We start from the raw sequence: 23,695 nt of genomic DNA, 5'->3' as shown, positions 1-23,695 counted from the left end.
GCCACGCGCGCCCGTCATGGCCTTTCGCGGCGCGGACACCGGCCACCGGCGGTGGGACGACGACGCGCGCCGGACCCGTCCCGGTCCGGCGCGCGTCGCTTCGCCTCGGCGTCGCCGAGGGGCTCAGGAGAGTGCCGCGTCCAGCGTGATCGTGGTGCCGGCGAGCGCCTTGCTCACCGGGCAGGTCGCCTTGGCCTCCTCGGCCACCTGCTGGAACCGCTCCGCGTCGAGGCCGTCCACCTTGCCGCGGACGGTGAGCTTGATGCCGGGGATGTGGAACCCGCCGGCGGGGTCGGGCCCGAACCGGACGTCAGCGGTGATCTCGAGGGCCTGCGGGTTGCCGCCGGCCTGCGCCAGCAGCGCGGAGAACTGCATGGCGAAGCACGACGAGTGCGCCGCGGCGACGAGCTCCTCGGGGCTCGTCACGCCCTGGGCGTCGTCGGCGGCGCGGCGTGGGAACGAGACCTCGAACGAGCCCTGGCCCGAGCTGGCCAGCGTGACGGTGCCGCTCCCCTCCTCGAGCGTGCCGTGCCAGTCGGTGCGTGCGGTGCGCGTGGCCATGCCAGCTCCAATCGTCAGGGGACGGCGTCGCGGCCGTCACCCGCCACGCTAGGCGGCGCGGGCGCGCGCCGCTCGGCCAGCGGAGGGGTCAGCGCGCGCGCGCGAGGTGGTCGCTGACGACGTGGCTCGGCGCGCCCGCGCGGTCGAGCGCCCAGGCGGCCCGCGCGTGCAGGACGCGGCGCTGCTGCGCGTCGAGCCCGTGGTAGAGCGCGCCTCGGCAGAGGTCGTGCCCGAAGACCAGCCGGTCGCCGCGCGCGCGGACGACCCCGGCGGCGAGCGCGTGCCGCAACGTGCGCCAGCAGTCCGGCACGCTCGCGCCCGACATCGCGGCGAGGTCCAGCACCACGAACGACGTGCCGAGCACCGATGCCTGCTCGAGCAGCGCGAGCACCTCGACGCCGAGGTACTCGAGCCGCCCGCGCACCACCTCGTCGAGCGAGTCGAGCCACTGCGTGCCCACCACGTCGACCACGCCGTCGCGCTCCTCGAGCGCACCGTGCGCGCGGGCGGTGCGCACGACGTCGGATGCGAACCGCGGGTTGCCGCCGGTCGTCGCGAGCGCGCCGCGCAGCGCGGGGCCCACGGGCGAGCCGACCAGACGCTCGGCCACGTCGACCACGGCCCGCGGCGCGAGCGGGCGCAGCTCGACGTACCGCGCGCCGGCGCGCGTCCACGCCGCCACGGTCGTCGCGAGCTCGGTGCGGTGCGGCACCGGACGCATCGTCATGACGAGGAAGCCGCCCGGCACGGCGCCCTCGCGGGCGAGCCGGACGAGCGCCTCGAGCGAGCCCGTGTCCCCGTGGTGCAGGTCCTCGAGCACGAGGACCCACGGGCGCTTGTCGCTCTGCCGCCGCACGAGCGCGGCCGCGAGCTCGGCGGCGCGCGCGATCGCCTGCGGCTGCGCGTGCCCGTCGGTCAGAGCGGCCGTGAGGTCGACCAGCTCGGACTCGACCGGGCCGTGCGCCGCGGACGGGTCGATCAGCGCGTCGGTCAGCAGGCCGACCGGCCGACCGTCCGCCTGGGCCGCGCGCACCAGGCGGAAGTCGAGGCCGAGGATCGCGGCGCCCTGGCGGAGCGTGCCGACCAGGCTCGTCTTGCCGACGCCGGCCTCGCCCTCGATGAGCACCGTGGCGCCCGCGCCGTCGGCGACGTCGGACAGCAGGCCGTCGAGGTCGTCGAGCTCCGCGCCGCGGCCCACCAGCGAGCCCGGCCGCGGCCCCTCGGGCCGGGCATCCATGGGTACGGATACTACGTCCGGTTCGTGCCTGTCCGTGCCGCGCTCCGGAAGCCGGACCGGCGACCGCGCAGCGGCCCGGTCAGGCGGTGAACTCCCAGTGCCACGGCTCGGGCTTGGAGCCGCCCGGCTCGGCCCAGCCCGGGTGGTGCCAGCCGAACTTCGCGGCGTTCCGGTTCATCCAGCCGTGGGTCGACGTGCCGAACGACTGGATGCCCCCGCCGAGGTCGACCGCGACGCCCCACCCGTGGTTGGACGTGCCGGGCTCCGCGCAGAGGTAGCCCTTCGTGGCGCGGCACGCGACCTGCGCGCCGTACGACCGGTACGAGTCGCTGACCTCGAGGTGGTGGCCGAACGCGCGGGAGTACGCCTTGTCGAGAGCGGTGAGCGCCTGAGCGGCGTCGCACCGCAGCAGCACGCTCGAGTCGAACGGGACGCCGCAGAGCGCGCTCGCCGGGATGCGGCCGTTCGGGAAGCCCTGGAGCGAGCGCTTCCAGGCGGCACGCTGCGCCGCCTTGCGCTCGGCGGCCTTCTCGGCGGCGGCCTGGTCCGCCGCCTTCTTGTCCGCCGCCGTCTTCTGCGCCGCCGCCTTGTCGGCCGCGGACTTGTCGGCCGCGGACTTGTCGGCGGCCTGTCGGGCCGCCTCGTCGGCGACCTCGGCGCGGACCTCGGCGGCGATCGTCGCGAGGTGCGCGACGGCTGTGCGGAGGTCCTCGGTGGTCTGGTCCTCGGGGCCGGCGGTATCGGGGATCGTCGGGACCTTCGCGTCGAACGCGGTCGGCGAGGTGCCGGCGGGGGTCGTCCCGGTGGCGGTCGTCCCGGCGGCGGCCGTGGCGGTTCCCGTGGCCGACGGGGTGCCGGTGGTCGCGGTGCTCGACGGCGACGGGGTCTCGGCCGACGCGCTCGCGGGCGCGGGCGGAGCGGCCTTCGCGGCGCCGGCGACGGTCGCGCCCGGCACGGTCGCGCCCGCGGCGCGGCCCGCCGTCGATGTCGCCGCGGTCGAGGACGCGGCGGTCGAGGGCGCGACGGTCGGGGGCGCCACGGCCGCGGTGTCGGACGCAGGGTCGGCGTCAGCGGCGGACGGGCTCTCGTCCGAGCCGACCGGTGCGGCGGTCGGCGAGGCGGCCGGGTTCGCGGCGTCCGGCTCGGCGGCGTCGGCCGGCGCACCCGACGCGGTCGCCGACGGCGAGGACATCGCGGACGGCGTGCTCGCGGACGGCGAGGCCGTCGGCGCGGGCGCGTCCGCCGACGCGGACGGCGACGGGGTGCCACCCGCGTCCCGGGTGTCCGACGCGGTGCTGGTGTGCCCCTCGGCCTCGGTGATCAGTGCGTCGACCTGCGCGGCCGCGGTCCGCAGCTCGGCGAGCTTCGCGGCGCTGACACCCGTGGTGTGCGCGGCCTTCGTCTGGACCGCGTCGGCGACCACCAGCGCGTCGGCCGCGACGTCGACGGCCCCGTCGCGCGCCTCGGCCATGGCCGCCGTGCGGCCGCTGTCGGTCTCGGTGCCGGAGGCGGACGCCTGCGCGGTGATCGTGGTGCACAGCCCGGCGACGAGCACGGCGACGACACCGCCCTGCGCCAGACGCGCGGGCGTGAGGTCGTGCACGCGCGCCGCGAGGGGCGAGCGCACGGGCTCGGCGCGGTGGGCCGGCCGACGCTTTCTGTTACTCACCCGTGACACATTAGGTATATCGGACGGCCGTCCAGGAGGACTTGAGGGCCGAGAGGGCGAAGATCGTGTGTTGATTCCGTCACGCGTCCGTCACATATTTGGCGCTCCTGCCGCTACGCTGCCGCCGTGCCCGGCCCGAACGTCCCGTCCGCCTCGCCGAACCCGCCCCGTGCGGGGACCGACGCGACGGCCGAGCTGCCGTCCACGGGCCTCGACGACCTGTACGACATCGCGCGGCTCGCGGACCGCCTCGGAGTCGAGCACGCCACCGTGCGCGTGTGGCTCTCGCGCCGCGTGCCGTGGCTGCCTCAGCCCGACGGCCGGCTCAACGGCGGGGCCGTGTGGCGTGCGTCGACGCTCGAGGGGATCGAGGAACGACGCGCACCGGGCCGCCCCGGTCGTAAGCCGAAGTTCGTGCCCGACGTCGCGGCGGCCGACGTGCCGCGCACCAACCCCGTGCCGACCGCGCCGACCGCGGTCGTCGTGGCCGCGGCGCGCGCCGAGCGCGAGGCCGCGAGCCGCCGCGACTGACCGCGGCCGGCGACCTCAGCCGTCGCGGCGGACGACCGTCAGCCGCAGCGCCCCCGACGCGTGCGCGGGCACCACGGGCCGCCCGGGCGGGACCGGCGCGACGGGTCGGTACGGCTCCCCGACGCCCGGCCGCCGGTCCGCCTCGCCGCGGTTCGGCCACATCGCGAACGCCCGCTCGGCCTGCGCGGTGATCGTCAGCGACGGGTTCACGCCCAGGTTGGCCGAGACGGTCGAGCCGTCGACGACGTGCAGGCCCGGGTACCCGTACGCGCGGTGGTACGGGTCGACCACGCCGGTCGAGGGCGAGTCGCCGATGGTGCAGCCGCCGAGGAAGTGCGCGGTCATCGGCACGTCGACGATCTCGCCCAGGCTGCTCGCCGCGAACCCGTCGAGATGCGTCGCCATGCGCCGGTAGGCCTCGTTCGCGCGCGGGATCCACGTCGGGTTCGGCTCGCCCGCGTCGGGCGACGACGTCAGCCGCCACCCGCCGAGCCACGTGCGCCGCGGGCGCACCGTCAACGCGGCACCGCCCGTCTGCATCACGAGCCCGATGACGGTCCGCCGGGACCACGAGCCGATCCCGAGCAGCAGCGACGCCACGCGGCCGGGGTGCCGCAGCACCTGGCCGAGCCAGCGCACGGGCCGCGGGACGCGGCCGCCGCCGTCGGTCAGGACCGTCGAGAGCAGCCCCATCAGGTTCGACCCGCGCCCGTACCGGACCGGCTCGAGGTGCGTCCGCTCGTCGAGCCACACGGACGACGTGATGGCGACACCGCGCGTCAGGTCCGGGCGGGCGCGGTGCCCGCGCCACCGCATCGCCGCGCCCCCGAGCGACTCCGAGTTCGTCCGCGACAGAGCACCGAGCCGGTCGGAGAGCAGCGGCAGCGTCCCGTCGGCCTTCAGCCGGTGGAGCAGCTGCTGCGTCCCCCAGGCGCCGGCGGCGACCACGACCTGGCTCGCGACCGTGGTCCGCACGGGTCCCCGCCGCCCGGTGCGGGTCACGGTCACGTCCCACCGCCCGTCGGCACGCGGCCGCAGGCGCGTCACGGTCGCCTCGGGCACGACGAGCGCTCCCGCCCGCTCCGCGAGGTACAGGTAGTTCGTCACGAGCGTGTTCTTGGCGCCGTGGCGGCAGCCCGTCATGCACTCGCCGCACTGCAGGCACCCGCGCCGCTCCGGGCCGACACCGCCGAAGAACGGGTCCGGCACCGGCGTGCCGGGTTCGCCGAAGACGACGCCGACCGGCGCGAGCCGGAACGTGCCCTCGACGCCGAGGTCGCGTGCGGTGGCGCGCACCACCTCGTCGGCGGGCGTCATCGTGGGGTTGTCGACCACACCGAGCATGCGGCGTGCCTGGTCGTAGAACGGTGCGAGCTCGGTGCGCCAGTCGGCCAGGTGCGCCCACTGCGGGTCCGACCAGAACGCCGAGCCCGCCTCGGGCTCGTACAGCGTGTTCGCGTACACGAGCGACCCGCCGCCGACCCCCGCCCCGGCGAGCACCACGATGTCGCGCAGCACATGGATCCGCTGCAGCCCGAGCCACCCGAGCCGCGGCGCCCACAGGAAGCGGGAGACGTCCCACGACGTGCGCGGCAACGTCTCGGGCGCGAACCGGCGGCCGGCCTCGAGCACCGCGACGCGGTAGCCCTTCTCGACGAGCCGCAGGGCCGCGACCGACCCGCCGAACCCCGAGCCGACCACCGCGACGTCGACCTCGGCCGGCGGGCCGCCAGCGCCGCTCGCCCGCCCGGCCTGCGCTCCGCGCGTCGCCATCCGTCCTCCGAGCCGTCCGCCGCGGGTCCGCCGGGCCGGTCGCCGCGCACCGTCGCGCTCGACGGACGCATCGTAGGCTCGACGGATGGCCGGCCCGGCCGCCCCCAGCCCCGACCCGGACGCCGACGTCGCCCGCCGCGTGGCGGACGCGATGCGCGCCGTGCCGCGCGCCGCCTTCCTGCCGCGCGAGGTGCGCGGGCACGCCGGCGAGGACCGCGCCCTCCCCCTGTGGCACGGCCAGACGGGCTCGCAGCCGAGCACGGTCGCCGCGATGCTGCGCCTGCTCGACGTGCCGCCCGGTGCGCGCGTGCTCGACGTCGGCGCGGGCTCCGGCTGGACGACGGCGCTGCTCGCGCAGCTGGCCGGTCCGACGGGCGCGGTGCTGGGCCTCGAGCTGGACGAGTCGCTCGCCGCGTGGGGCGCGTCCAACGTCGCGGCGCGCGGGTTCGAGTGGGCCGTGGTCGAGCCCGCCGACCCGGGCGCGCTCGGCCGGCCGACGATCGGCGGGTGGGACCGCGTGCTGGTCTCCGCGAGCGCCGACCGGATGCCCGAGGCCCTCGTGGCGCAGCTCGCGGACGGCGGGCGGCTCGTGGTGCCGGTGCGGACGACGATGCACCTGGTGGTCCGGCGCGGAACGGCGGTGTCGGTGACGACGCACGGCGAGTACGTGTTCGTGCCGCTGCGCTGACCCGCGCCCGGGGCGAGGGCGTGCTGGACCGGTCGCCGCCCGCGCGGTCGCGCGGCCGCGCGGTCAGGCCGCCGCCGCCGCCACGAGCGCGTCGATCGTCGCCGTCACGGCCGGCACGCGCACCAGGTCGGGCGTCGTCACCGCGTGCACCCGCCGGGCCGACGTGCCGCGCGCTCGCCTGAGCACGACGCCGGGGTGCCGCCGCGCGGTCGGCAGCACGAGGTCGGGCAGCACCGCGACCCCGAGCCCGGCCTCGACCAGTCCGAGCACCGCGACGTAGTCGTCGGTCGCGAACGCGATGTCCGGCGCGAACCCGCTCGCCTCCGCGGAGGTCAGCAGGTGGCCGCGGCAGCGCGGGCAGCCCGCGATCCAGCGCTCGTCCGCGAGGTCCGCGAGCGCGAGGTCGGGGTCGTCGGCGCGCGGGTGCCCCGCGGGCAGCACCACGCGCGTCGCGTCGTCGAGCAGGTGCCGCGCGACGAGCCCGTCGAGCCCGTCGCCGCGCGCGTCGCCCGGGTAGGAGAACGCCAGCGCGACGTCGCACGCACCTGCCCGCAGCGCGCGCAGGGACTCGGGCGGCTCGGACTCGTCGAACGTCACGGTCAGCCCCGGGTGACGCGCCCGCAGGTCCGCGAGCGCGCGGGGCACGAGGGTCGCGGACGAGGACGGGAAGGCCACGAGCCGCACCCGGCCCGACTGGAGCCCGGTGAGCGCCGACACCTCGGCGGTCGCGGCGCGCAGCGCGGACGCGACGGTCGCGCCGTGCCGCGCGAGCGCCTCGCCGGCCTCGGTGAGCCGGACCGAGCGGCCCGACCGGTCGAGCAGCGCGGTGCCGAGCCGCCGTTCCAGGCGGCGGACGTGCTGGCTGACGGCCGGCTGGCTCAGGCCGAGCGTCGTGGCCGCTCCGGTGATGGTGCCGGCGTCCTCGACGGCCCGGAGCATCCGCAGCGACGCGACGTCGAGGTCCATCACGCCATGTTATGGGTCTTAGGCAAGATCGGTCGTTGTGTGATGGCGCGGCCCCGCCGGACCATCGAGCATGCGCACCCTCGACGCGTTCCGCGGCCTCTACGACCCGGTGCCGGGCTACCTCGACGCCGCGACGTGCGGCCTCCCGACGCGGGCGACCGCGGCGGCGGTCCGCGACGCCGTCGCCCGCTGGCAGGCCGGGACGCAGGACCTCGCGGCGTACGACGAGGCGGTCGCCCGCTCGCGCGCGGCGTTCGCGCGGCTCGTCGGCGTCGACCGCACGCGCGTCGCCGTCGGCGCCCAGGTCTCGCCGCTCGTCGGCACCGTCGCCGCGAGCCTGCCCGACGGCGCCGAGGTGCTGACGGCCGAGCAGGACTTCAGCTCCCTCACCTACCCGTTCGTCGCGCTCGCCGACCGGCTCACCGTGCGCGCCGTGCCGCTCGACCGCCTCGCGGACGAGGTCCGCCCGACGACGACGCTGGTCGCGTACTCGCTCGTGCAGTCGCGCGACGGGGCGATCGCGGACGCGGACGCGATCGGCACGGCGGCCGCCGCCGTCGGGGCGCGGACCCTCGTCGACCTCACGCAGGCGGCGGGGTGGCTGCCGGTCGACGCGGGCGCGTTCGACCTCACGGTGTGCGCCGCGTACAAGTGGCTCGGCGCTCCGCGCGGCACGGCGTTCCTCACGGTCCCGGCCGGCGGGCCGGGCGACCTGCGGCCGACGAGCGCGGGCTGGTACGCCGCACAGGACGTGTGGTCGTCCGTCTACGGCCACGACCTGCGGCTCGCGCCGGACGCCCGGCGGCTCGACATCTCGCCGGCCTGGATCTGCTGGGCCGGCACCGCGCCCGCGCTCGAGGCGTTCGACGGCGTCGACCTCACCGAGGTGCGCCGCTGGTCAGCCGGGCTGGCCGACCGGTTCCGCGCGGGGCTCGGGCTCGAGCCGACCGGGAGCGCGATCGTCCGGCTGCCCGACGACGCCGAAGGTTCGCTGCGCGCACGCCTCGCCAGGGCCGGCTGCCGGACGGCGGGGCGCGGCGGCGGGACGCGGCTCGCGTTCCACGTCTGGAACGACGACGCCGACGTGGAGCGGGCGCTCGAGGCGTGCCCGGCCGGTCGTGCCGGCGCCGGCGCGCGCACCGGGTAGCGTGCACGCGTTCGTCGGGAGGACTCGACGTCCGCCACGTTGACCGGGGGAAGTCCGATGGCACGTCGATCCGTCCTGTCCGCCGTGACCGCGCTCGCGCTCACGGCGGCCGCGTGCACCGCGGGCGTCTCCGGCGCCGCAGCCACCACCGACCCCGCCGGCGCCGCGGCGGCCGCGCACCGCGCCACGATCGACCCGCGCCTCGCGCACGCGAAGGGCCAGGTCACCGCCTTCGTCCGGCTCGACGCCCGCTCCGGCCGCTCCGTCGCTGCCGCGGGCGGCTCCGCCGCGGCCGTGCGCGCCGCGCGCGCCCACACCGCCGCCGTCGCCCAGGACGTCGTCCCCCACGCGCTGACGCGGCAGAACGCCCGCACGGCGGAGCCCAAGCGGCTCGGCACGACCACGAACCTCGTGCCGGGCACGCTCGTCACGGGCGACGCCTCCGACGTCCGCGCACTCGCCGGCGACCCGGACGTCGTCGGCATCTACCGCGTCACGCCGAAGAAGGTCGCGAACGCGCGCGAGGACGTCTTCACGGGCGCGGTCCAGGCGTGGTCCGACGCGCACGCGACGGGGCGCGGCGTCCGCATCGCCGTCGTCGACACCGGCGTGGACTACACGCACGCCGACTTCGGCGGCCCCGGCACGGCACCGGCGTACGCGCAGGCCGACGCGAACGACGGGAAGAACCCGCTCGACCCGTCGCTCTACGACGACAGCAAGCTGCTGGGCGGCTACGACTTCGCCGGCCACACGTACGACGCGGACGCGGGCGACGACGGCGTGGAGGGCACGTCGCTCACCCCCACGCCGGACCCGAACCCCATCGACTCGCCGTACCAGCTCGAGAACGGCAACGAGGGCCACGGCACGCACGTCGCGGGCATCGCCGCGGGCTACGGCGTGGACGCGGCGGGCCAGACGTTCACCGGCGACTACGCGACGCTCGGCGACATCTCCGGCTGGCAGATCGGCCCCGGCACCGCGCCCGAGGCGGGCATCTACGCGTTCAAGATCTTCGGCGACCTCGGCGGCAGCACGTCGCTCACCGCCCTCGCGCTCGACCGCGCCGCCGACCCGAACGCCGACGGCGACCTGTCGGACCACGTCGACGTCGTCAACCTGTCGCTGGGCAGCGACGGCGGCCCGGCCGACACCGCGGACGACCTGTTCGTCGACCAGCTCTCGGCGCTCGGCACTCTCGTCGTGACGGCCGCGGGCAACGCGGGCGACGTGCAGGACGTGGCGGGCGACCCGGGCAACGCGCAGAGCGCGCTCTCGGTGGCGAACTCCGTCGGCGGCCCGCAGGACTACGACGGCGTGCAGGTCACGGCACCGGCGTCGGTGGCGCGCACGTACCCGGCGCACAACTCGGCGGCCTACACCGGCACGGTGGGCGCGTCCGCCGACGTGGTGCTCCCCGACCCCGCGAACCTCGCGTTCGACGGGTGCTCGCCCGACGACTTCACGACCGCGGTCAGGAACCGCATCGCGCACCGCATCGTCTACCTCGCGTGGAGCGACGACGCGCAGCAGCGCGCGTGCAACTCGGCGACCCGCTTCGACAACGCGCAGGACGCGGGCGCGGTCGGCGTGCTGCTGCCCGGGACGCAGGACGTGCCCGACGGCGTGCTCGGCGGCAACGCCACGCTGCCGGGCGCCGAGCTCCTCCCGGCAGCGGCCGCGGCGCTCCAGCCGGCGCTCGTCGAGGCGAGCCAGGGCGGGCCGGCCGTCCACGCGCAGCTCGGCCCGCAGCTGGCCGGCGCCGTCGTCGAGGACCTCGCGGGCGACGTGCTCAACCCGTCGTCGTCGCGCGGTGACCACGGGTCGCTCGGGCGCTCCGGCCCCGACGTCGCCGCGCCCGGCACGGACGTCGTCTCGGCCGCCTCGGGCGCCGGCACGCGCGCGCAGTCGCTGACGGGCACCTCGATGGCCTCGCCGCACGTCGCCGGCATCGCGGCCGACGTGCTCCAGGCGCACCCGGGCTGGACGCCCGCGCAGGTCAAGGCCGCGATCGAGAACACCGCGACGCACGACGTGACCACCGCGAAGATCGGCGGCCTCGTATACGGCCCGCAGCGCACCGGCTCGGGCCGCGTGGACGCGCTCGCGGCGGTCACCGGCAGCGTCATCGCGTACGACAGCCAGCGCCCGGCGCAGGTGGGCGTCACGTTCGGCGTCGTGCCGGTCGGCGCGAGCGGGCTGACGACGAGCCGGACGGTCACGGTGACCAACCTCGGCGACACCGACGCGACCTACGACACCTCGTTCGCGCGCTCGACGACGGTGGGCGCCGCGTCGCTCACCGTGTCCCCCGGCCAGGTGGTGGTCGGCGCGCACCGGTCGGCGACCGTCACGCTCACCCTGCACGCGACCCCGTCGACGCTGACGCGCGACCTCGACCCGACGCAGCAGGCCACGCAGGGCGGCTACGCCGTCGACCACGTCGCCCAGCTGACGGGCCGCCTGGTGCTGACGCCGACCGGCGCCACGGCACCCGGCGAGCTGCGCGTGCCGGTGCAGGCCGCGCCCCGCCCCGTCAGCACCCTGACCACCTCGGCCGTGCACTACGCCAACGCGGCGTCGACCACGGCGACGCTCCCGGTGACGGGCGGCGGCTACTCGCTCGGTGGCGGCTGGCGCTCGCTCGTCACCCCGCTCGTGTTCGGCGCCACGAGCCCCAAGCTCGAGGACCAGGACCTCTCCAGCTCCTCGGCGTCGGCCGTGCGGTCGGGCGACCTCCGCGCGGTCGGCTGGGCGTCGAACGTCCCCGCGGTGGTCGCGGCGCACGGCCCGGCGTCCGCCGAGCAGCTCGCCATCGGCGTGCAGACGGACGGCGACTGGGCCTCGCTCGGCCAGGCCGTCAACGTGATCGCCGAGATCGACGTCGACCGCGACGGGCTGCCCGACCTCGAGCTGGTCGTCGAGAAGCTGCTGACGGCGAACGGCGCCGCCGACGTCACGCTCGCCGACACGTACGACTGGTCGACCGGCGAGCTGGTCGACTCCACACCGGTCAACGGCCTCACGGGCACCACCGACACCGGCGTCTTCGACGACGACGTGCTGGTCGCGACCGTCCACCTCGGCGCCGCCGGCATCCCGGTGAGCGCGCGGCCCGCCATCACGGTCTGGACCTACTCGCCGCTCGCACCGGACGGCACGCAGGTCGTCGACGTCGCTCCGACGTTCGTCGCGAACGTGGGCGCGCCGCCCTACTGGTTCGACCGCGGCGTGTCCGGCTCGTTCTCGTTCGACGGCCCGAGGTCGCTCACCGTCCACCGCACGGCGGGCGCCACGTCGGGCCGGCTGCTCGTGCTCGCGCCGGGCAACGCCCCGAGCACGCGCGCGCAGGTCGTCAGCCTGACCGTGCCCCCGCCGACGGCGACGACCACGCGCCTCACCGTCGGGACGCCCCGCACCGCCGGGGTCGCGCTGCCGCTGACGGCAACGGTCTCCCCCACCACCGCGACCGGAACCGTCGCGTTCTACGACGGCACCCGCAAGCTCGCGTCGGCGACGGTCCACAGCGGCAAGGCGACGGCCGGACCGAAGCTCGCCGCCGGGAGGCACACCCTGCGCGCGGCCTTCACTCCCTCGTCGGCCGCCTGGAGGGCGTCGTCGGGCACTGCGTCGGTGACGGTGGCGAAGGCCGCCTCGACCACGACGGCGTCGCTCACCCACCGCACGGCCCGCTACGGCACCCGCACCTCGGTGGTCGTCAAGGTCGCGGGCCACTCGGTCGCGCCGTCCGGCACCGTGCAGGTCCGCCAGGGCAGCACCGTGGTGGCGAGCGGCAAGGTGACGGTGTCGGGGACGACCGGCAGGGTCACGATCGCGCTGCCGCGCACGCTCACCGTCGGGCGGCACTCCCTGACGGTCCTCTACCGCGGCAGCTCGAACGCCGCGTCGTCCCGCACGACGGTCGTCTACACCGTGACCCGCGGCTGAGGGATCAGGGCTTGACCAGGCCCGCCGCCTTCAGCGGGTCGACCTCGCCGACGCCGAACGACGGGCACAGCCGTGCGACCGGGCACGCGCCGCACGCCGCCTTGCGCGCGTGGCAGGTGCGCCGTCCGTGGAAGATCAGCCGGTGCGACGCCATGGTCCAGTCGCGCCGCGGCAGCACGGCCTGCAGGTCCTTCTCCACGACGAGCGGGTCGTCGCTCGCGGTGTAGCCCAGCCGCTTGGACAGCCGCAGCACGTGCGTGTCGGTGGTGATGCCCGGGATGCCGAACGCGTTGCCGAGCACGACGTTCGCGGTCTTGCGCCCGACGCCCGGCAGCGTCACGAGGTCCGCGAGCCGCGCCGGGACCTCGCCGCCGAACCGCTCCACGAGCGCGACCGACAGCCCCTGCACCGACCTCGCCTTGGCGCGGAAGAACCCCGTCGGCCGCAGGATCTCCTCGAGCACGGTCGGGTCCGCGGCCGCGAGCGCCTCCGCGTCCGGGTAGCGCGAGAACAGCTCGGGTGTCGTCAGGTTCACGCGCACGTCCGTCGTCTGCGCCGAGAGCACGGTCGCCACCAGGAGCTCGAACGCGTTCCGGAAGTCAAGCTCGCACCGCGCGTCGGGGTACCGCTCGCCGAGCAGCCGGTCGACCCTCCGAGCCCGCCGCGTCCGGGCGAGCGGGCTCTCCGCCTCCACCTGCACCATGGCGGCCACCCTAGGCGGCGGCACCGACACACGCCGCGCGTTGCTCCGCTGGGGTGATCCCGGGCCCGTCACCTGCACGGACGCTCAAGAACCCGCCCGAGTTGCCCGAACCACCTCTCGGACACCCGAGGAGGAACGCGCGTGATGACGCCCCCGGTCGGCGCCCCGATCCTGGACCTGCACCTCCACCGCCGTGCGCTCCGCGCCGAGCGGGCGCGGGTCGGCTGGTGGCGTCGGCTGCTCCGTGCGCGGATGGACCTCGCGGTCGCCCAGGCCGCGGGCCCGCAGCCGCTCGGCGAGGGCGTCGCGTTCCAGCTGCCGATCGAGGTCAGCGTCGAGGTGCCGCGTCCGGCCGAGCTCGGCGCCCTCCTGGCGGGCCCGGGCGCGAGCGACGTCGGACGGCTGTCCGAGCTGCGCGAGCTCGACGAGCGGCTCGCGCGCTACGAGGCGGGCGTCGACGACGCGCTCGACCGCGCGACCGAGCGGCTCGTGTCGTGCCTCACCGACGACGTCGCCGCGAGCGCGGTCCGTGCGCCGGGACCGCGGGACCACTCCTGACCCCTGCTGATGGGGCAGACTGAGTACCGGGGCCGCCGTGACCTGCGGTTGCCCGCGCGCCCTGCGCCCGGGGCGAAGCTGGGGCCGGACCACCGGCCGGGAAGGTGAGGCAACCGTGGTCGACGACATCGTGCTGACGGCTCCGCTCTTCGCGGGGCTGGACGACGAGACCGCCACTGCGCTCGCCGAGGCGATGAAGCCCGTCGAGGCGCTGCGTGGGGACGTCCTGTTCCACGAGGGCGACCCGGGCGACCGGCTCTACGTCATCCGCGAGGGCAAGATCAAGCTCGGCCGCCGCTCGAACGACGGGCGCGAGAACCTGCTCGCGATCCTCGGTCCGGGCGAGATGTTCGGCGAGCTCTCGCTCTTCGACCCCGGCCCGCGCACCGCGACCGCGTCGGTCGTCGCGGACGCCGTCGTCATGGAGCTCGCGCACGCGGAGCTCGTCGCGTGGCTCAAGGACACCCCGTCGGTGGCCGGCCACCTGCTGCAGGCGCTCGCGCGCCGGCTCCGCCGCACCAACGAGGCGCTCGCCGACCTGGTGTTCTCCGACGTCCCGGGCCGCGTCGCGAAGGCGCTCCTCGACCTGTCCACGCGCTTCGGCGAGCCGGTCGACGAGGGCGTGCGCGTCGCGCACGACCTGACGCAGGAGGAGCTCGCCCAGCTCGTCGGCGCGAGCCGCGAGACGGTGAACAAGGCGCTCGCCGACTTCGCCGCGCGCGGCTGGGTGCGCCGCGAGGGCCGCGCGGTCGTGCTCCTCGACCTCGACCGCCTGGAGCGCCGCGCCCGCTGACGCGGCACCGCACCCAGCACCGCACGACCACGAAGGCCGCGCCCCGGCGAACGGGTGCGCGGCCTTCGTCGTCAGCCTCCGGGCGCGGCGCGGGTCAGCCGACCTCGGCGACCAGCTCGACCTCGACGGGCGAGTCGAGCGGCAGCGCCGCGACCCCCACGGCCGCGCGCGCGTGGATGCCGGCCCCGCCGAGCACGTCGTGCAGCAGCGTGCTGGCACCGTTGACGACGCCCGGGATCGCGGTGAACGACGGGTCGACCGCGACGAAGCCGCCGACGCGCACCACGCGCACGACCCGGTCGAGGGCGTCGGCGCCCGCGGGTCCGCCCTCGTCCTCGACGAGCGCCGCGATGGCCGCCAGCGCGTTGAGCGCGCAGATCCGTGCGTACCCGGCGGCGTCCTCGGCGTCGACCTCCGCACCGACCTTGCCGGTGGCCGGCAGCGCGCCCGCGACGAACGGCAGCTGGCCGCTGACGTAGACCATCGAGCCCGAGCGCACGGCGGGCACGTACGCCGCGACGGGTGCGGCCACGGTCGGGAGCGCCAGGCCGAGCTCCGCGAGGCGGTCGGCCGCGCCCATCAGGACTCCTTGGGCCGCTTGAGGTACGCCACGAGCTGCGTCGCGTCCTGGCCCTGCACCACCTGCACGAGCTCCCACCCGTCGGCGCCCCACTGGTCGAGGATCGCCTTGGTGGCGTGGATGATGAGCGGAACGGTCGCATACTCCCACTGGGTCGCCATGGCGCCACCCTAACGACGGCGCGCGACGCGGCCCACCGCGCGACCGAGGACCGGCCGGTCAGCCGCCGACGAGCTCCGCAGGGGCGACGAGCTCCTCGCGCCAGGACTGCACCTCGGGCCGCCGGCGACGCAACGCACGGCGCTCCCGCTCCGTCATGCCGCCCCACACGCCGAAGTCCAGCCGGTTGTCGAGAGCCTCGGCGAGGCACTCGAGCCGCACCGGGCACGCCGTGCAGACCGCACGAGCCTCGCGTTGCGCCGATCCCTCGACGAACATCGCCTCGGGCGACACGTTCTGCTTGCCGCCCTTGCCGCACGCCGCGGACGCGGTCCAGTGCGCTCCCCGCACAGACGTGGTCAACGTTGATCCTCCTGTACCACTGCCCCCTGCTGTGCCGCCGCCGGGAGGCCGCGTCACCCTGGCCCCGGACGCTATCCGGTCACGATCACCCGTGACGAGCCTCCGATCGGGTCATATCGGCAGGTGGAACCGGGTGCGCGGCCACCCGTACGGGCCCTGGCGCCCCCGCGGGTCCCGCGGGGGCGGGACGTGGCGTCGCGTCGTTGTGCAGGTCCGGTGCAGACCGGCGCACCGGACCGCGCTCGCCCGGGCGCCTCAAGGTGGCGCGACTACCCTGGCGGCCATGCCGAACCCTGCGCCCAGGCCGCCCGTCCGGCGGGGCCGTCAGGTCAACGCCGCCCAGGCGCTGGCCCTCCTCCTGTCCTTCGCGCTCGTCGCGGGTCTCGGTGGCGTCCTCGCCGCCGGTCTCGCCCTGCCCGCCGTCGCCGTCGCGAACACCGCGACCGACACGGCCGTCGAGGCGTTCGACGCGCTGCCGACGGAGCTGGACTACGCCAAGACGCTGCCGCAGAAGTCGACCATCCTCGCGGCCGACGGGTCGGTGCTCGCGACGTTCTACGACCAGAACCGCATCGTCGTCCCGCTCTCGGACATCGCGCCGATCCTGCAGCACGCGGTGATCGCGACCGAGGACAAGCGGTTCTACGAGCACGGCGGGGTCGACCCCACGGGCATGCTCCGCGCGATGGTCAAGAACCAGCTGTCGAGCGACTCGACGCAGGGTGCGTCGACGCTGACGCAGCAGTACGTCAAGAACGTGCTGATCGAGCAGGCGCTCGAGCTGCCGACCAAGGCCGAGCAGCAGAAGGCGATCCAGGAGGCGCGCGGCGCCACCTACGAGCGCAAGCTCCGCGAGGCGAAGCTCGCCATCGCGCTCGAGAAGGACCTGACGAAGGACCAGATCCTCGAGCGCTACCTGAACATCGCCCAGTTCGGCCCCTCGGAGTACGGCGTCGAGACGGCGGCCGAGTACTACTTCGGCAAGCACGCGAAGGACGTCAGCTACCTCGAGGCCGCGACCATCGCGGGCATCACGCAGAGCCCCACCAAGTGGGACCCGGTCCAGAACCCGAAGGACTCGGAGAACCGGCGCAACACGGTCCTCGCGCTGATGCACCAGCAGGGGTACATCACCGACGCGCAGTACACCGCCGGCGTGGCGACGCCGCTGGCCAAGACGCTGCACCTCACCAAGGTGTCGCAGGGCTGCATGGCGGCCGGGAGCGTCGTGGCGGGGTCCGGGTACTTCTGCGACTACGTCACCAAGGTGATCGCCAACGACCCGGCGTTCGGCAAGACGAAGCAGGCGCGCACCAACCTCCTCTACCGCGGCGGCCTCACGATCACCACGACGCTGGTGCCGTCGCAGCAGAAGGCCGCGGACAAGTCCGTGAAGAAGGGCATCCCCGTCAAGGACCCGTCGGGCGTCGCCAGCTCGATCGTCTCGGTCGAGCCCGGGACCGGCAAGATCACCGCGATGGCGCAGAACCGGAACTACGACGCCACCTCCAACGCCGGCCGGCGCGACACGTCGGTGAACTACAACACCGACTTCGCCTACGGCGGCTCGCGCGGCTTCCAGCCGGGTTCGACGTTCAAGCCGTTCACCCTGCTCGAGTGGCTCAAGTCCGGGCACAGCCTGTACGAGCGCGTCAACGGCACGGTGCGTCCGCTGAACAAGAACATGTTCACGGCGTGCGGCGCCCGGATGCCGTACGAGGTCTGGACCCCCGGCAACTCGGAGCCCGGCTCGGGCATGATGAGCGTGCTCCAGGCGACCGAGAACTCGGTCAACCTCGCGTACCTGTCGATGGCGATGGACCTCGACCTCTGCGACATCATGGACGACTCCGCCGACCTGGGCGTCCACCTCTCGACGCCCGGCGGCGGCAAGGTCCCGCCGCTCCCGTCGAACGTCATCGGCACCGCGAACGTCGCGCCGATGACGATGGCCGCGGCGTTCGCCACGTTCGCGTCGGGCGGCACGTACTGCACCCCGGTCGCCGTCACCAAGGTCGTGGACGCCAACGGCAAGTCGCTGCCCGTGCCGAAGGCGAACTGCCACGAGGCGATCGACAGCCGGTACGCGAACGCCGTGAACTTCGCGCTCAGCCACGTCTGGCAGGGCACCGCGAAGAACGTGCCGAACAAGCCGACGTTCACCTCGGCCGGCAAGACGGGAACCACGTCCAAGAACGAGGAGACCTGGTTCGTCGGCTACACGCCGCGGCTCGCGACCGCCGTGTGGGTCGGGTACCCGACCGGCTTCAAGCCGGTGCAGGGCAAGACGATCGCCGGCGTCTACCACCAGTACCTGTACGGCGCCGACATCGCCGCCCCGACGTGGGTCCGGTTCATGGAGTCCGCGCTGAAGAAGGGCACGAACCCCGACTTCGGGTCGGTCGGCAACCACGAGCTCTACGGCGACCAGGTGCAGATCCCGTACGTGGTGGGCCAGACCGTGGAGGCCGCGACGCAGACGCTCACCGACGCCGGGTTCTCCGTCCAGGTCGACCCCCAGACGATCGACTCCAACGTCCCCGGTGGGTCCGTCGCGCAGCAGAGCCCGTCCGGCCGCGGCGTGCGCGGGACGACCGTCACGCTCACGCTGTCGAACGGGAACTCGCCCGACAAGCAGAACAACGACAAGGGGAACCAGCCCGGCAACCACGACGGCGGCGGCAAGGGCGGCCCGACGAAGCCCGGGCCGGGCGGCGGCGGTCCCGGCACGGGCCACGGCGGGTGCCGCCCCCCGCGTCGGCCGCGCGCGCCACGGCGCGCGCGGCGGGTGGGCTCGCGCTCGCCGGGACCGCGGCACTCGCCTGGTCGCTCGTCGAGGCCCAGTGGTACACGCTGCGTGAGGTGACCGTCCCGGTGCTGCCCGCCGGGCAGGACCCGCTGCGCATCCTGCACCTGTCGGACCTCCACCTCGTCCCGACGCAGCGGCGCAAGGTCGACTGGGTGCGCGACCTGGCCTCGCTGGACCCGCACCTCGTGATCGACACGGGCGACAACTGGGCGCACCTGGACGCGATGCCGGCGCTGCTCGAGGCGCTCGAGCCGCACCTGGCCGTGCCGGGCGCGTTCGCGATGGGGTCGAACGACTACATCGCGCCGGTGGCCAAGAACCCGGCGCGCTACCTGAAGCCCCACCGTGGGCCGCGCCGGAACGACCGTCAGGTCGAGCTGCCGTGGCGCGAGCTCGCGAGCCGCATGCGCGGCGCCGGCTGGGTCGACCTCGACAACCACCGCGGCGTGCTCGACGTGGACGGCCGGCGCATCTCGCTCGTCGGCACCGACGACGCGCACCTCAACCTCGACCGCTTCCCCGCGGCCGGCGGCGCCGACGACGCGCGCACCGGCGACCGGACCGTCGACCTGCACCTCGGCGTCACGCACGCGCCCTACCGACGGGTGCTCGACGCGATGCTCGCGGACGACGCGGACCTGGTCCTGGCGGGCCACACGCACGGCGGCCAGCTCGCAGTGCCGCTGTACGGCGCGCTCGTCACGAACTGCGACCTCGACACCGGCCGCGCCAAGGGCCTGCACGGCTGGCCCGGCCCGCGACCCGACCGTCCGGGCGGTGCGGGGTCCACGTGGCTGCACGTCTCCGGGGGGCTCGGGACGTCGCCGTACACGCCCGTCCGGTTCGCGTGCCGGCCCGAGGCGACGCTCCTGACGCTCGTCGCGGCGCAGTGACGCACGCCGCCTGACGCGGTTTCGTCCCACCCCCAGGCGTCGGCTATCCTGAGCGGGCTCTCCGGGGTGTGGCGCAGCTTGGTAGCGCGCTTCGTTCGGGACGAAGAGGTCGTGGGTTCGAATCCCGCCACCCCGACCGGTGCAGCACGAAGGCCGTTCCTCTGGTTCAGAGGAACGGCCTTCGTCGTCCCCGGACCCCCTCCGGCCCGGGCCGTGCGCTCAGCCGCGCGGGCCGAGGAACGCCACGTCGCCGTCGGTGCTGTGGATCCGGACGTGGCGCGTCGCGAACGGGTCGGTCGGCGCCTGGACGGTCTGGCGGCCGTCGGACGTCGAGATGTCGAGCGCGACCGGCTCGCCCGTGCTGCGCACCGTCACGTCGCCGTCGGCCGACGACGCGTCGACGTCGCCCTCGACCGCCGCGACGTCGACGCGGCCGTCGGTGGAGTGCGCCGTGACGTCGCCCGTGACGCCGCTCACCAGCACCGAGCCGTCGGACGACCGGGCCGTGACGTCGCCCACCACCTCGCGCACGTCGACGTGCCCGTCGGCGCTGCGGACGTCCACGGCGCCGTGCACGCCGGTGATCGAGGCGGACCCGTCACCGAGCCGCGCGGTCACGGCGCCCTGGACGTCGCGGACCGCGACCTGGCCGTCGGACGCGTGCACGACGACCGCCGTGCCGGACGGGACGGTCACCGCCAGGCTCGCGGTGCACGAGCCGTCGACGAACTGCGGGCACCGGTGCTTGACGACGAGCCGGTCCGCCGAGTCGTCGACCGAGTAGCGGATGCTGCCGAGCGGCACGCGCCACGTGCGGTGGACGACGACCTGGTCACCGCCGGTCGCGACCGTCACGCCGCCGTCGGCGACGAGCTCCACCGTGGGCCGTGCGGCATACGTCGCCGTCGCGGTCTGCGTGTCCCGGCCGCCCCACAGGCTCGCGACCGTGCCGATCGAGGCCCACGCCCCGGCCAGCACGAGGAGGCCGGCGAACACGGCGCCGAACGTGCGCAGCATGCGCGAGCCAGGCGTCTGCGGGGGCCGGGCGGGCCGGGGGGCGGTCCGCGTCGGGGGCTGGATCGTGGTCGTCATGCGCGTTCTCCCGGGTTCTGGTCGAGCCAGCGGAGCACGGCCAGCACGCGGCGGTGGTCGTCCGCGTCCTGCGCGAGGCCGAGCTTGGTGAGGATGGACGTGACGTGCTTCTCGACGGCCGGCAGGCCGACGACCAGGCGGTCGGCGATCGCCGTGTTCGAGCGGCCCTCGGCCATGAGGCCGAGCACCTCGCGCTCGCGCGGCGTCAGCGTGTCGAGGTCGGTGCGGCGGCTGCGCGCGAGGATCTGCGCGACGACCTCCGGGTCGATCACGGTGCCGCCGGCCGCCACCCGGGCGAGCGCCTCGAGGAAGTCGTCGACGTCGGCCACGCGGTCCTTGAGCACGTAACCGAGGCCGCGCACGTCTCCCGCGAACAGCTCGCGTGCGTAGCGCTGCTCGACGTACTGCGAGAGCACGAGGATCGGCAGCGCCGGGTGCAGGCTCCGCAGGTGGATCGCGGCGCGCAGGCCCTCGTCGGTGTGGGTGGGCGGCATCCGGACGTCGGTGACGAGCACGTCGGGCAGCGCCGCCGACGAGCCGCGGCGGCCGAGGTTCGCGACGAGCTCGTCGGCCGTCTTGTAGCCCACGACGTCGTGGCCCTCAGCGGCGAGCAGCCGCGTGAGGCCGTCCAGGAGCAGCACCGAGTCCTCGGCGATCACGACGCGCACGGCACCTCCACTGTGAGACGAGTCCCGCGACCTGCGGGGCTGACCAGGTCGAACGATCCGTCGAGCGCCGCGACGCGGGCCCGGAGCCCGTCGAGGCCGCTGCCCGGTGCGCCGGCGGCGCCGCCACGGCCGTCGTCCGAGACGACGAGGCGCAGCCGCGGGTCGGCACCGTCGTCGAGGACCTGCACGGTGACGTGCGCGCGGGTGGCCTCGGCGTGCTTCGCGATGTTCGTCAGCGCCTCGGCGGTGACGAAGTAGGCGGCCGCCTGCGCGGTGGCCGACGCGCGGTCGAGGCCCTCGCCCGCGTCGACGGTGACCGGGACCGGGCTCCGCACCGCGAGCGCGGAGAGCGCCGCGTCGAGGCCGCGGTCCGTCAGCACCGCGGGGTGGATGCCGCGTACCAGGTCGCGCAGCTCGGCGAGCGTCTCCTTGACCTCGCGGTGCGCGTGGTCGAGCGCGGCGGCCGCGCCCTCCGGGTCCGTCTCGGCCGTCCGGCGGGCCACTCCGAGCTCGACGCCCAGCGCGACGAGCCGCTGCTGCGCGCCGTCGTGCAGGTCGCGCTCGATGCGTCGGCGCTCCTCGTCGGCGGCGCCGACCGCGGCCGTGCGCGTCTCGGTCAGGACGGCGGCCCGGTCCTCGGCGGCGCGGGCCCGCTCCTGCTCGGCGCGCACACGGGCCTCGTCGAGGTCGCGCCGCGACGGCCCGAGCAGCGGCCGCGCGAGCCGCACGTGCAGCAGCGTGAGCGCCTGCGACAGCACGGGCGCGAGCCACAGGGAGACCACGCCGATCAGCACCGGGAACCACAGCGGGACGTCGGGGTGGTCGAGCCCGGCGATGCCGGCGACGGCCGGGAAGGCGAGGAGCGCGAGCGCCCAGCCGGTACCGCCGATGCCGAGGCTCCAGGTGAGCGTCACCACCAGCCACGCGACGCCGGCGTAGCCGAGGTGCACCCACGACCGTGCGTCACGCAGCGGTGCGAACATCCGCGCCCACGCGCCGGTGCCGGTCGCGCGGCGGTACGTCGGGGTCGGGATGTCGGTGCCGAGCTGCGCGCGAAGCCGCGCCCGCTCGACCCGGGCGAACCAGCGGGCCGCGAGCAGCGTCACGATCAGGAGCAGCAGGCCGACGCCGAACAGGAACACCAGCCCGACGCCGAGCCAGAACGCCGTCACGGCGACCACGAACACCGTGAGGAGCCACGGGAAGCCGATCGCGGCCTGTCCGTAGCCGCGCCAGGTGGCCGGCGTGACCGGCGCGAGCAGCAACGCGCGCGGGTCGGCGAACGCGGGTGCCACGGTGGCGACGTCGTCGGCGAGCGGCACGTCCGGCGCCGGCGCGGGCGCGCCCTGCGGCCGGTCGGCGCCCGTGCCGGGCGGGGCGGTGGTCGGGGTCGTCATGACGACGACGCTAGGGCGCCGCGCGTGGCCGCGGACAGCCCGGCCACCCACGAGTGCGGGGTCGGGATGTCCCTACCGCCGGACGGGGTCGCAGTGCGAGCTCCGGTGCGAGCGGCGTCTAGCATTCGCGGCGTGGAACCCGCCCTCGAGCAGCCGTACACCGCCGCAGCCGTCGCGCCGGAGGCCCCGGGCGCGTTCCTCGACGTGCGGCTGCTGCCGTGGCGGCCGCGGCTGCGGCACATCGACCCGGACGCCGTGCGGGCGAACGCGGACGTCACCGCGTGGAGCGACGACCTCGCCGGCTTCGCATTGAGCGTGGTGGTGTCGGTCCTGATCTTCGTCGCGGCGCCGCTGGTCGCGGTCGTGCTGGCGGTGCTACTCCTGCCGGTCGAGGTGTGGCTCGTCCTGTCGCTCGGCGTGCTGGTCGTCGTCGCACGGTTCGCGGGCCTGATCCCGTGGGCCGTCGTGACGCCGGACGGGGTCGAGAGCTACCGGTTCCTGCCCGCCGCGCTCCGGCGGGTGCGCGAGCTCGACCCCACGCGCCGCGTGCGGGTGCGCTGGCACTGGGCCTGAGCCGTCACGCTCGCGCGGTTACGCGCATAGGAGGGGCATGGAAGACGACGCCCCCTCGGACGACGAGCTCCTGAGTCGCGTCCGGCTGCACCCGGGTGCCATGGCGCTGCTCTTCGAGCGTCATGCCCGCGCCGTGCACCGCTTCCTGGCGCGGCGGACCGGACCCGACGCCGCGGACGACCTCCTCTCGGAGGTGTTCGTCGCCGCGACGTCGGCGCGCGAGCGCGTCCACGCGCACGAGTCCGGCTCGGCGCTGCCGTGGCTGTACGGGATCGCCCGCAACGTCGTCCGCGCGCACCTGCGCACGCGCGCCGCACCGGTCGGCTGGCCCGCGCTCGACGACATGGACTGGCAGGCGGTCGACGCCCGCCTCGATGCGCTCGGCCGCCGCGAGGAGCTGCGCCGCGCCGTCCTCGCACTGACCACCGACGAACGCGACGTGCTGCTGCTCGTCGCGTGGGACGGGCTGACACCCGCGGAGGCGGCGGCGGTCCTCGGCATCACGCCGGAGGCCGCGCGTGCCCGGCTCTCGCGCGGCAGGCGCCGCGCGCAGACCGTCCTCGACACCTACTCGACCCGCTGAG

Annotated in this window: 22 protein-coding genes and 1 tRNA gene; 11 read left to right on the top strand and 12 right to left on the bottom strand. The window is 75.6% G+C overall.

Annotated elements, in window-relative coordinates; translation table 11 throughout:
- Positions 1 to 123 precede the first annotated feature (123 nt).
- From QRT04_RS10395 to QRT04_RS10385, 3 genes are all read right to left on the bottom strand, one after another.
- A complete protein-coding gene (locus QRT04_RS10395; RefSeq protein WP_289455147.1) occupies positions 124 to 561 on the bottom strand; it encodes an OsmC family peroxiredoxin in 438 nt (145 codons plus the stop codon).
- An 88-nt stretch (positions 562 to 649) separates the two neighbouring features.
- Positions 650 to 1,798: an AAA family ATPase gene (locus tag QRT04_RS10390; protein WP_289455146.1), complete on the bottom strand. Its 1,149-nt coding sequence runs from the start codon at positions 1,796 to 1,798 to the stop codon at positions 650 to 652.
- 79 nt (positions 1,799 to 1,877) lie between these two features.
- On the bottom strand, positions 1,878 to 3,467 hold the full coding sequence (locus tag QRT04_RS10385) for a D-alanyl-D-alanine carboxypeptidase family protein (protein WP_289455145.1): 1,590 nt from the start codon (positions 3,465 to 3,467) through the stop codon (positions 1,878 to 1,880).
- 126 nt (positions 3,468 to 3,593) lie between these two features.
- Between QRT04_RS10385 and QRT04_RS10380 the strand changes: the two genes are divergently transcribed.
- Complete coding sequence (locus QRT04_RS10380; RefSeq protein ID WP_289455144.1) at positions 3,594 to 3,998, top strand: hypothetical protein; 405 nt, start codon at positions 3,594 to 3,596, stop codon at positions 3,996 to 3,998.
- A gap of 15 nt (positions 3,999 to 4,013) precedes the next feature.
- On the opposite strand, the gene QRT04_RS10375 is transcribed toward QRT04_RS10380, so the two are convergent.
- Positions 4,014 to 5,771, bottom strand: a complete 1,758-nt coding sequence (locus QRT04_RS10375; protein ID WP_289455143.1) for an FAD-dependent oxidoreductase — start codon at positions 5,769 to 5,771, stop codon at positions 4,014 to 4,016.
- An 85-nt stretch (positions 5,772 to 5,856) separates the two neighbouring features.
- Here QRT04_RS10375 and QRT04_RS10370 point away from each other — a divergent pair, with 85 nt between their 5' ends.
- Positions 5,857 to 6,459 (top strand): protein-L-isoaspartate O-methyltransferase family protein, encoded by a 603-nt coding sequence (locus QRT04_RS10370; protein WP_289455142.1) that lies wholly within the window; start codon positions 5,857 to 5,859, stop codon positions 6,457 to 6,459.
- Positions 6,460 to 6,522: 63 nt separating this feature from the next.
- Here QRT04_RS10370 and QRT04_RS10365 read toward each other — a convergent pair whose 3' ends face one another.
- Positions 6,523 to 7,425, bottom strand: a complete 903-nt coding sequence (locus QRT04_RS10365) for a LysR family transcriptional regulator (RefSeq protein ID WP_289455141.1) — start codon at positions 7,423 to 7,425, stop codon at positions 6,523 to 6,525.
- Positions 7,426 to 7,495: 70 nt separating this feature from the next.
- Between QRT04_RS10365 and QRT04_RS10360 the strand changes: the two genes are divergently transcribed.
- Both QRT04_RS10360 and QRT04_RS10355 read left to right on the top strand, forming a co-directional pair.
- Positions 7,496 to 8,572, top strand: a complete 1,077-nt coding sequence (locus QRT04_RS10360) for an aminotransferase class V-fold PLP-dependent enzyme (protein ID WP_289455140.1) — start codon at positions 7,496 to 7,498, stop codon at positions 8,570 to 8,572.
- A 57-nt stretch (positions 8,573 to 8,629) separates the two neighbouring features.
- Positions 8,630 to 12,523, top strand: a complete 3,894-nt coding sequence (locus QRT04_RS10355; RefSeq protein ID WP_289455139.1) for a S8 family serine peptidase — start codon at positions 8,630 to 8,632, stop codon at positions 12,521 to 12,523.
- Between the two features lie 4 nt (positions 12,524 to 12,527).
- Here QRT04_RS10355 and nth read toward each other — a convergent pair whose 3' ends face one another.
- Positions 12,528 to 13,226, bottom strand: a complete 699-nt coding sequence (gene nth / locus QRT04_RS10350; RefSeq protein WP_289455137.1) for an endonuclease III — start codon at positions 13,224 to 13,226, stop codon at positions 12,528 to 12,530.
- Between the two features lie 144 nt (positions 13,227 to 13,370).
- Between nth and QRT04_RS10345 the strand changes: the two genes are divergently transcribed.
- Positions 13,371 to 13,784 (top strand): hypothetical protein, encoded by a 414-nt coding sequence (locus QRT04_RS10345; protein ID WP_289455763.1) that lies wholly within the window; start codon positions 13,371 to 13,373, stop codon positions 13,782 to 13,784.
- Between the two features lie 115 nt (positions 13,785 to 13,899).
- The gene (locus tag QRT04_RS10340; protein WP_289455135.1) at positions 13,900 to 14,577 is read left to right on the top strand and encodes a Crp/Fnr family transcriptional regulator; all 678 of its coding nucleotides are present in this window, start codon (positions 13,900 to 13,902) and stop codon (positions 14,575 to 14,577) included.
- A gap of 94 nt (positions 14,578 to 14,671) precedes the next feature.
- On the opposite strand, the gene QRT04_RS10335 is transcribed toward QRT04_RS10340, so the two are convergent.
- The 3 genes from QRT04_RS10335 to QRT04_RS10325 are packed head-to-tail and all read right to left on the bottom strand — an operon-like array spanning position 14,672 to position 15,679.
- Positions 14,672 to 15,157 (bottom strand): RidA family protein, encoded by a 486-nt coding sequence (locus QRT04_RS10335; RefSeq protein ID WP_289455134.1) that lies wholly within the window; start codon positions 15,155 to 15,157, stop codon positions 14,672 to 14,674.
- Complete coding sequence (locus QRT04_RS10330; RefSeq protein WP_289455132.1) at positions 15,157 to 15,318, bottom strand: DUF4177 domain-containing protein; 162 nt, start codon at positions 15,316 to 15,318, stop codon at positions 15,157 to 15,159. The genes QRT04_RS10335 and QRT04_RS10330 overlap by 1 nt, the downstream gene beginning before the upstream one ends.
- A gap of 58 nt (positions 15,319 to 15,376) precedes the next feature.
- A complete protein-coding gene (locus tag QRT04_RS10325) occupies positions 15,377 to 15,679 on the bottom strand; it encodes a WhiB family transcriptional regulator (protein ID WP_289455130.1) in 303 nt (100 codons plus the stop codon).
- A 283-nt stretch (positions 15,680 to 15,962) separates the two neighbouring features.
- On the opposite strand from QRT04_RS10325, the gene QRT04_RS10320 reads away from it, so the two are divergent.
- The 3 genes from QRT04_RS10320 (at position 15,963) to QRT04_RS10310 (ending at position 19,517) form a co-directional block, all read left to right on the top strand.
- Positions 15,963 to 18,545, top strand: a complete 2,583-nt coding sequence (locus tag QRT04_RS10320; protein WP_289455129.1) for a penicillin-binding protein — start codon at positions 15,963 to 15,965, stop codon at positions 18,543 to 18,545.
- Positions 18,542 to 19,381 carry a metallophosphoesterase gene (locus tag QRT04_RS10315; protein ID WP_289455128.1) on the top strand — a complete coding sequence of 280 codons (840 nt, stop codon included), beginning with the start codon at positions 18,542 to 18,544 and terminating at the stop codon, positions 19,379 to 19,381. Before QRT04_RS10320 ends, QRT04_RS10315 begins: the two co-directional genes overlap by 4 nt.
- A 62-nt stretch (positions 19,382 to 19,443) precedes the next feature.
- A tRNA-Pro gene (locus tag QRT04_RS10310) sits at positions 19,444 to 19,517 on the top strand.
- 83 nt (positions 19,518 to 19,600) lie between these two features.
- On the opposite strand, the gene QRT04_RS10305 is transcribed toward QRT04_RS10310, so the two are convergent.
- From QRT04_RS10305 to QRT04_RS10295, 3 genes are read right to left on the bottom strand one after another with little or no spacing between them, the layout of a single operon-like run.
- Positions 19,601 to 20,473, bottom strand: a complete 873-nt coding sequence (locus tag QRT04_RS10305) for a DUF4097 family beta strand repeat-containing protein (RefSeq protein ID WP_289455127.1) — start codon at positions 20,471 to 20,473, stop codon at positions 19,601 to 19,603.
- Positions 20,470 to 21,141: a LuxR C-terminal-related transcriptional regulator gene (locus QRT04_RS10300; RefSeq protein WP_289455126.1), complete on the bottom strand. Its 672-nt coding sequence runs from the start codon at positions 21,139 to 21,141 to the stop codon at positions 20,470 to 20,472. The genes QRT04_RS10305 and QRT04_RS10300 overlap by 4 nt, the downstream gene beginning before the upstream one ends.
- Positions 21,129 to 22,538 (bottom strand): sensor histidine kinase, encoded by a 1,410-nt coding sequence (locus QRT04_RS10295; protein WP_289455125.1) that lies wholly within the window; start codon positions 22,536 to 22,538, stop codon positions 21,129 to 21,131. The genes QRT04_RS10300 and QRT04_RS10295 overlap by 13 nt, the downstream gene beginning before the upstream one ends.
- A gap of 132 nt (positions 22,539 to 22,670) precedes the next feature.
- Here QRT04_RS10295 and QRT04_RS10290 point away from each other — a divergent pair, with 132 nt between their 5' ends.
- Together QRT04_RS10290 and QRT04_RS10285 are read left to right on the top strand one after the other, a co-directional pair.
- Entirely contained in the window at positions 22,671 to 23,111 is a 441-nt protein-coding gene (locus tag QRT04_RS10290) for a hypothetical protein (protein WP_289455124.1), read from the top strand.
- A gap of 37 nt (positions 23,112 to 23,148) precedes the next feature.
- Complete coding sequence (locus tag QRT04_RS10285; RefSeq protein WP_289455123.1) at positions 23,149 to 23,694, top strand: RNA polymerase sigma factor; 546 nt, start codon at positions 23,149 to 23,151, stop codon at positions 23,692 to 23,694.
- The last annotated feature ends 1 nt before the right edge of the window (position 23,695 follow it).

Source organism: Cellulomonas alba (assembly GCF_030362835.1).
GTDB classification, from domain to species: Bacteria; Actinomycetota; Actinomycetes; order Actinomycetales; family Cellulomonadaceae; genus Cellulomonas; species Cellulomonas alba.
This window is presented reverse-complemented; position numbering and strand designations above follow the sequence as displayed.